The organism is Gemmobacter sp. (assembly GCF_016792925.1).
GTDB lineage: Bacteria > Pseudomonadota > Alphaproteobacteria > Rhodobacterales > Rhodobacteraceae > Gemmobacter.
This window is the reverse complement of sequence record NZ_JAEULU010000223.1, coordinates 1-6,213: the sequence shown is the minus strand read 5'-3', so window position 1 is coordinate 6,213 and position 6,213 is coordinate 1. Positions and strand designations below refer to the sequence as shown.

The 6,213-nt window shown below is 69.9% G+C and carries 7 protein-coding genes; 4 read left to right on the top strand and 3 right to left on the bottom strand.

The window, feature by feature from the left end:
• The first annotated feature begins 9 nt into the window (after positions 1-9).
• Together JNN06_RS17655 and JNN06_RS10685 are read left to right on the top strand one after the other, a co-directional pair.
• Entirely contained in the window at positions 10-168 is a 159-nt protein-coding gene (locus tag JNN06_RS17655; RefSeq protein ID WP_366812734.1) for an I78 family peptidase inhibitor, read from the top strand.
• A 4-nt stretch (positions 169-172) separates the two neighbouring features.
• Positions 173-469, top strand: a complete 297-nt coding sequence (locus JNN06_RS10685) for an I78 family peptidase inhibitor (RefSeq protein ID WP_291239577.1) — start codon at positions 173-175, stop codon at positions 467-469.
• A 45-nt stretch (positions 470-514) separates the two neighbouring features.
• On the opposite strand, the gene JNN06_RS10680 is transcribed toward JNN06_RS10685, so the two are convergent.
• Positions 515-955: a cytochrome c gene (locus JNN06_RS10680; protein WP_291239576.1), complete on the bottom strand. Its 441-nt coding sequence runs from the start codon at positions 953-955 to the stop codon at positions 515-517.
• A 211-nt stretch (positions 956-1,166) separates the two neighbouring features.
• Here JNN06_RS10680 and JNN06_RS10675 point away from each other — a divergent pair, with 211 nt between their 5' ends.
• Positions 1,167-1,766 carry a FecR domain-containing protein gene (locus JNN06_RS10675; RefSeq protein WP_291239575.1) on the top strand — a complete coding sequence of 200 codons (600 nt, stop codon included), beginning with the start codon at positions 1,167-1,169 and terminating at the stop codon, positions 1,764-1,766.
• On the opposite strand, the gene JNN06_RS10670 is transcribed toward JNN06_RS10675, so the two are convergent.
• Both JNN06_RS10670 and JNN06_RS10665 read right to left on the bottom strand, forming a co-directional pair.
• On the bottom strand, positions 1,756-3,504 hold the full coding sequence (locus JNN06_RS10670; RefSeq protein ID WP_291239574.1) for an adenylate/guanylate cyclase domain-containing protein: 1,749 nt from the start codon (positions 3,502-3,504) through the stop codon (positions 1,756-1,758). The two genes, JNN06_RS10675 and JNN06_RS10670, sit on opposite strands and share 11 nt — an antisense overlap.
• A complete protein-coding gene (locus JNN06_RS10665) occupies positions 3,504-4,205 on the bottom strand; it encodes a Crp/Fnr family transcriptional regulator (RefSeq protein WP_291239573.1) in 702 nt (233 codons plus the stop codon). Before JNN06_RS10665 ends, JNN06_RS10670 begins: the two co-directional genes overlap by 1 nt.
• A gap of 141 nt (positions 4,206-4,346) precedes the next feature.
• Between JNN06_RS10665 and JNN06_RS10660 the strand changes: the two genes are divergently transcribed.
• On the top strand, positions 4,347-6,213 hold a 1,867-nt coding region (locus JNN06_RS10660; RefSeq protein ID WP_291239572.1), incomplete at its 3' end, for a calcium-binding protein.

Sequence of the window (6,213 nt, the reverse complement as noted above, 5' to 3'; positions counted from 1 at the left end):
CGGGCGCGGTTGCTGGACCGGCGCGCGACCGTTCTCGGCCGGGCGGACCTGCCGGCAGGCCATAGGGTTTTGCGGCCCGGCGATCTGATGACGGCAGAGGTCGATCCGCAGCGCATGACCGTGACGGTCAACAGCAAGGGAAAGATCGACAATGTTTATTGCGGGTAAACCGATGTGGCGCGGTCCGGCGCTGCTGGCGCTGGCCTGCGCGGGCCTGCTGACGGCCTGCATGCCGCAAAAGGATGCGCCAGTGGCGGCAGTGCCCGGGGCACCCGCCGAGGATAGCTGCGGCGCGGCGGCCTTGCAGGGGCTTGTGGGGCAGGACCGGGCGGTGCTGTCGGGCATGCGCTTTGCGCAGGTGCTGCGGGTCTATGAAGAGGGCCAGCCGGTGACGATGGACCTGAACCCCGGTCGTCTGAATATCCAATACAGCAAGCGCGACCGGATCCAGTCGGTCACCTGCGGCTAAGCCATTGAACCACCGCCCCTTCTGCGAGGGGCGGTGATCCTGGGGTCACATGCGATAGGTGGTGTGGCACTCCTTGCAGGTGCCGCCCACCGCGCCCATCCCCGCCTTCACGCCCTCCAGCGTGCTGGCATCCATCGCCTCGGCGGCGGCTTTCAGCGCCGCACCCTTGGCCACGAAATCCTCCCAATTGGACCAGATCTCGGGCTTGGCTTCCGAAGCCGGGTCGCTGGCCTGCGGCTCGAACCGGGCCGGAATTTCGGCGGCGGCGGCGATCATCGCGGCCTTGGCGGCCTCGGCGGCGGCGGCATCGAAGGGGGCCTTGTCGCCCGCCATGCCGCCCAGCGTCTTGGCGGCGGCGCCCACCGATTTCATCAGCTCCATCCGGGCCTTCACGGTCGGGTCTTGCGCCTCGCCCTCGGCGAAAACGGCGGTGCTGGCCAGCGCGACAAAGGCGGTGCTGGCCAAGATGCGGGAAAACAACTTCATTCTTCTGGCTCCTTTGCTGGAAATACCGCCGACTATAAGCGGCCTTTGTGTCAGCGCGCTACGGACCATGGTCCGAGGCCGCCGCTCTCACACCATTGTGAGATGCCCGTTCCGCAGGCGGGCGGCTGTTCCGCAGGGCACAGACGGGCGCTGTGCCGCAGCGTAAATCTGCGCTATGATTTTCAAGCCCTTTCCCTGCCAGAGGTGTGCCATGCTGCCCCGCCGTCTGATCCTGTCGCTGCCTGCATTGCTGCTTTTGCCCTGTGCGGCCCGGGCCGGGGCGGCCATTGGCACCACGCGCAGCCTCAGCGGCAGCGCCCGGCTGCTGCGCGCCGGGCAGGCGCGGGCGCTGCATCTGGCCGATCCGCTGCTGGAGGGCGATGAGGTGGCGACGATGGCGGCCTCGACGGCGGGGCTGGAGCTGTTCAGCGCCACGCAGATCGCCCTGGGCCCCGAGGCGCATTTCACCATCGACCGTTTCGCCGCCGATCTGGGCGGCGTGGTGAGGGTGGGTGGGGCTATGGTGTTCGACCGGCCCGATGATCTGCCCAAGCTGGACCTGACAGTGCAAAGCGCCTTTGCCCAGATCGGCGTGCGCGGCACCCGGTTCTTTGCCGGGCCGTCCAAGGGGGTTTACGGCATCTTCGTCGCGCGCGGTGCGGTCGAGGTGCAGGCGGGCGGAGAGACCCGCCGCCTTGGTCCCGGCGAGGGGGTCGACATCGCCGCGCCCGGCGCCGCGCCCGGCCCGGTGGCGCAATGGAAAGCGCCGCGCATCGCCGCCGCCTTCGCCTCGGTCGGCCTCACGCCCTGAGGGTGAAAAGCGGCAGGCGGCCAAAGCTGCGGAGCTCTGCCTCGCCCAAGGGGCGCAGGCCGGGCACGCGGGCGGCGAGGCCGGGGCCGATGCAGACTTGCGTGCCGAACTGCTTGTTCGCCTCTTGCAGCCGGGCGGCGAGGTTCACTGCCGGGCCATGGGCCGTATAGTCGATGCGGGTGCCAAACCCCACATCCCCCAGCACGGCGGGGCCGGTTTCCACCCCGATGCGGGTGCGGCCAAAGCCGTTGTTCTTGCGCCGAAAATCCTCGGTCGCGGCGATGATCTCGGCAGCGCAGGCCAATGCCGCCGCCTCATGCCCCGGCTGATCCAGCGGTGCGTTGAACAGGGCGTGCAGGCTGTCGCCCACCAGCTTGTCGATCATGCCGCCGTGGCGCAGCACGATGGCGGCGACGCGGGCGAAATAGGCATCCAGCCGGGCGACCATCTCCGCCGCGCCCATCTCGGCGGTGGCGGTGCTGAAGCCTTCGATGTCGGTGAACAGCGCCGTGACCTCGCGCGCCTCGCCCTCCAGCCGCATCAGGCGCGGTTGCGCGGCGATGCGGGCGACAAGGGCGGGGGGCAGCACTTGCCCCATGCGGTCGCGCAGCACCCGTTCGGCACGGGCGAGGCTGGCGGCGCGCCCGGTGATGGCGGTCAGGGCGATCAGCGCCAGCGCGGCGGGGGGCAGAGCCGGGTCGATCAGCCAGCCCGCGCGGCTGGCCGCCATGGCCGCCCCGGCCCAAGCGACCGCGCCAAAGCCCAGCAGCAGCGCGGCCCGGGCGGGCGTGGTGCGGGCCAGCGCCAGCAGCGCGGCCAGCCCGGCCAGTGCCACGAACCCCGCCTCCAGCCACGCTGCAAAGCCGGGGCGATGCGGCAGATGGCCCGCGTGCAACCCGTTCAGCGCATCGGCCCAGATCTGCACCGAGGGCGTGACCGGGCTGGCCGCCGTCGGGCGCAAGCCGCCGCGCTGCGGCAGGCTGGAGCCGACCAGCAGCACCGCCCCCACTGGCACAAGGGCTTGTCCCGTCAGCACCGCCTCGGCTTGCAGGGTGCGGCTGGCCCATGTCGCGGGGGCGGAGGGGGCAAAACGCAGTGTTCCGGCCTCGGTCGGCAGGGGCGGGGCCGCACCCAGGCGCAGCCAGTCCGGCCCGGCCATCGCCTCGCCCTGCAACCGCGCCGCCATGGCCAGGGCGAGGCTGGGCAGCGCCTGCCCCTGCACGCTGACTCCTACGGGCACGCGGCGCACCGTGGCATCGGCATCGCCCATCAGCGCCATCGCCGCCCATTCCTGCCGCGCAAAACCGGGGCAGGGCGCATCGGCCCCGGCCGCGGGCCACAGCGGCACCTGACCGGCCAGCGCCAGCCGCGACGGCGGGAGGTCCGGCCCGGCCGAGGGGCTGAGCAGCACGCCCAGAACAGCGGGCACCTTGTCCAGCGCGCGGGCCAGATCCTGCGCGGCCTGCCCGTCGCAATCGCCCGCGAACAGCATGTCAAAGCCGATCAGCGCCGGGCGGCTTGCAGCGAGACGCTCCACCAGCCGCGCGGTGGCGGCGCGGCTCCAGGGCGCCCCGGTCTCATCCACAGCACCAATGTCGATCACCCGCACCTCGCCCTTGGCAGGCTGGATCAGCCGGTCAAACAGCCGCTCCTGCACTGCGCGCAAGGCATCGGGCGCGGCGGCGAGCCCTCCGGCCAGGCCCAGCGTCAGGCCCAAAGTCGCCGCGCGCCACAGCATCAGGCCTCCGGGTCAGCGGCGGCGCGCAGGGCGGGCAGGTCCAGCTGCCAGACCTCGCCCGCGCGGCGGATCGCGCCCAGCTCTTGCAGTGATTGCAGCGCGCGATTCACCTTGGGGCGGCTGGCGCCCAGCACGGCGGCCAGCTCGCTTTGGCTGATCTCCAGCCGCAGGGCGGCCTCGGGTGGCAGGTCGGGGCCGTTCAACTGCCGCAGGGTGAACAGCAAAAACCGCGCCAGCCGCGCCTCCAGCTGATAGAGCGCGATCCCCTCCAGCTGCTCGGTGGTGGCGCGCAGGCGGCGGCTGAAATAGCGCGCGACCGACAGGCCAAGCGCCGGATGCGCCTCGGCCAGCACGGCAAAGCGCAGCCGGTCCAGCACCCAGCCGCTGCACGGCTCCAGCGCGGTGGCATCGGCAGAGCGCGGCTCGCCATCGACCAGCGCGAATTCGCCCAAAGTATCGCCCGCCTCGGCCAGCCGCAGCGTGAGTTCGCGCCCTGAAGGGGTGGTGAGCGTCAGTTTCACCCGCCCCTCGGCCAAGGCCAGCATCCAGTCGCCGGGATCGCCGCGCTGGAACAGCATCTCGCCCGCCTGCCACTGCCGCCGCTGCGCAAGGCCGGCCAAAGCCTCCAGCGCCGCCGGGTCCAGCCCGGCGAACAGATCGAAGGACCGCCAGAAGGCGGGCCGTGCCGCCGCTTTCTCCATCATGCGCCCCTGTTGCCCGCGCCCATGCTGACCCGGCCCCGCGCCCCTGTCCAGCCCTGTTCCCCGCGGAACAGCGCGCGGCCCGGCCAGCGGGCATGGTGACCCCATGAAGACCCAACCCCAACCCGAAGGATCAAGATCATGGCGGACATCATCGGCACCAATCTCGGCAACCTGCTGGAAGACAAGTTCACCTTTGGCATCCCCGGCTTCCGCACCGACAAGCTGGCGGGGCTGGAGGGCAATGACACGCTGATCGCTACCGATGGCAATGACACGCTGTTCGGCGGCACCGGCAATGACCGGCTGGTGGATGACAAACACCCGATCTTCGGCTCGGGCGATGACCAGATCAATGGCGATGGCGGCAATGATACCATCATTGCGGGCGAGGGCGCCGATACGATCGACGGCGGCACCGAAGTGGACCTGATCGACTATTCCGGCTCGCTGTCGGCGATCACGGTCAATCTGGCCAGCAGCGGCGCGCAATCGGGCGGTCTGGCGCAGGGCGACCGCCTGTCGCGGATCGAGAACCTGACCGCCACGAATTTCAGCGATGTGGTCACCGGGAACGGCGATGCGAACCGCATTCTGGGCCTCGATGGCCGCGACCGGCTGAGCGGCGCGGGCGGCAATGACACGCTGGATGGCGGCGCGGCGAATGATACGCTTTCGGGCGGCACCGAGCATGACTCGCTGATCGGCGGCACCGGCAATGACAGCCTGCTGGGCGAAAGCGGCAATGACAGCCTGCTGGGCGGCGATGGCATCGACAATCTGCAAGGCGGCGATGGCAATGATTTTCTGAACGGCCATACCGGCAATGACGTGATGGATGGCGGCGCCCATGATGACCGCATGTTCGGCGATTTCGGCAATGACGCGATGCTGGGCGGCTCGGGCAATGATTTCATGGACGGGCTGGCCGACAATGACACCATGCAGGGCGGCAGTGGCAATGATTTCCTGGATGGCGATCACGGCAATGACCTGATCCGCCTCGACAGCCGCACCGATGCCGACACGCTGGATGGCGGCGCGGGCGGGGTGGATACCCTTGATTTCTCGACCATTTCCACCTTCATCACCAAGCCCGGCAGCTTCACCAGCATCGACCTGACGGTAGGCCGCACCTTCGCCACCACCTTCTCGAATTTCGAGAATGTCATCGGCACCGGCATGGCCGATGCGATCTCGGGCGATGCGGGGGCCAACCGGCTGGACGGCGGCGCCAGCGGCGACCGGCTGAGCGGGCGCGACGGCGCGGATGTGCTGTTGGGCGGCAGCGGGGCGGATACGGTCTCGGGCGGCACGGGGGCCGATACGGTGTTCGGCGGCAGCGAGAATGACAGCATCAACGGCGGCTCCGAGGGCGACCGGCTGGAGGGCGACAGCGGCGCCGACCGCCTGTCGGGCGAGGCCGGGAATGACACGATCAGCGGTGGTTCCGAGGCTGACACGATCTCGGGCGGCACCGAGGATGATGTGGTCTTTGGCGGCAGCCATAATGACGTGCTGAATGGCGATGCCGGGAATGACCGGCTGGCGGGCGAGGCGCAGGATGACATCCTGTCGGGTGGTGCGGGCAATGACACGCTGGACGGCGGCAGCGAGAATGACCGTCTGGATGGCGGCAGCGAGGCCGACCGGCTGATCGGCGGCGCGGGCACCGACACGCTGACCGGCGGCACCGGGGCCGATACGATGGATGGTGGCACCGGCGCCGATACCTTTGTCTTTGTCACCACCGCCGATTCGCTGAACTCGGTCTCCGGCAGCGATCACATCACCCGGTTCGAGGTGGGGCTGGACAAGATCGACCTCTCGGCCCTGTCGCCAGATGCCGATTTCCATCTGGCGCTGGTGGCCGATGGCGCCGGGGCGGTGACGACCAATGTGGTGAACGGCGCCACGGTGGTCAGCGTCTTCACCGATGGCGATGCGGCGCCGGATCTGGTGTTCCAGATCGACAGCCTGGCAGGCGGCGCGCTGACCGAGGCGGATT

What these genes read in the sequence shown, in the direction of transcription:
- JNN06_RS10685 (WP_291239577.1), top strand. Translation starts at nt 173, where the DNA reads ATGTGGCGCGGTCCGGCGCTGCTGGCGCTGGCCTGCGCGGGCCTGCTG.
- JNN06_RS10680 (WP_291239576.1), bottom strand. Translation starts at nt 955, where the DNA reads ATGAAGTTGTTTTCCCGCATCTTGGCCAGCACCGCCTTTGTCGCGCTG.
- JNN06_RS10675 (WP_291239575.1), top strand. Translation starts at nt 1,167, where the DNA reads ATGCTGCCCCGCCGTCTGATCCTGTCGCTGCCTGCATTGCTGCTTTTG.
- JNN06_RS10670 (WP_291239574.1), bottom strand. Translation starts at nt 3,504, where the DNA reads ATGCTGTGGCGCGCGGCGACTTTGGGCCTGACGCTGGGCCTGGCCGGA.
- JNN06_RS10665 (WP_291239573.1), bottom strand. Translation starts at nt 4,205, where the DNA reads ATGGAGAAAGCGGCGGCACGGCCCGCCTTCTGGCGGTCCTTCGATCTG.